We start from the raw sequence: 1,024 nt of genomic DNA on the forward strand, positions 1-1,024 counted from the left end.
CTCGCGGTCGCGGTGGCCGCGGTCGTCGCGGTCCTCGGCATCGCCGAGTCCGCCAAGTCCGACCTGCTCGCCCAGCTCGGCGAGGAGGGCAACCTGCTGACGGTGGCCTCCGCGGAATCGATCGACGGCCGTCAGGTGCCGCTGCCGTCCACCGCCCAGCCCATGATCGCGCGAATCCCGCCGGTGCAGACGGTCACCGCGGTCGGCACCATCGAGAACGTGTCCGTCCGGCGCAGCTCGGCGATCCCGCCGACACAGACGGGCGGCATGAACGTGCTCGCCGCGCAGGAGTCCCTGCCGCGGACGGTGTCGGCCCGGATGCTGCTCGGGAGGTACCTCGACGCGACGGCGGACCGCTATCCGGTCACCGTCCTCGGCTACGAGGCCGCGAAGATCCTCGGCATCGCGTCGTTGAACGCTCCGACCCAGGTGCTCCTCGGCGACCGCTACTTCACGGTGGCCGGCGTGCTGGCGCCGATCTCGATCGCGCCCGAGATCGACGTCGCCGCCCTGATCAGCTTCCCGCAGGCCGAGGCGGCGTTCGGGCGGGCGGACGGCCCGAGCCGGATCTATCTGCGGGCCGATCCCGACCAGGTGGCCGCCGTGGCCGCCGTGCTCACCGCGACGACGGTGCCCGACGGCAGCGGCGACGTTCAGGTGCGACGGCCCTCCGACCTGCTGGTTGCCAGGATCGCGGCCAAGGATGCCTTCGTCGGCCTCTTCCTCGGGCTCGGCGGCATCGCTCTGCTCATCGCCGGCGTCGGCATCGCGAACATCATGGTGATCTCGGTGCTGGAACGGCGTGGTGAGATCGGCCTGCGCCGGGCGCTGGGCGCCCGCCGCGGCCATATCGCCGCGCAGTTCCTGCTGGAGTCGACGCTGCTCGCCGTCGCCGGCGGACTGGTCGGGACAGGGCTCGGAGTTCTGGCCACGGCGGTCGCCGCCCCGGTGGGCCGCCACACCCAGGGCCACACGGGGGGCGGGCGGCGGGGGGGGGGGGGCGCGGGGGGGGTGGGGGGGGCCC

At 74.0% G+C, this 1,024-nt stretch carries 1 protein-coding gene; it reads left to right on the forward strand.

From position 1 onward, the window contains the following. Positions 1-1,024: FtsX-like permease family protein (locus AB0M20_RS45620; RefSeq protein ID WP_364307932.1), on the forward strand; the 1,024-nt coding region annotated here is incomplete at both ends.

This window comes from Actinoplanes sp. NPDC051633 (genome assembly GCF_040681735.1).
In the GTDB taxonomy this organism is placed as follows: domain Bacteria; phylum Actinomycetota; class Actinomycetes; order Mycobacteriales; family Micromonosporaceae; genus Actinoplanes.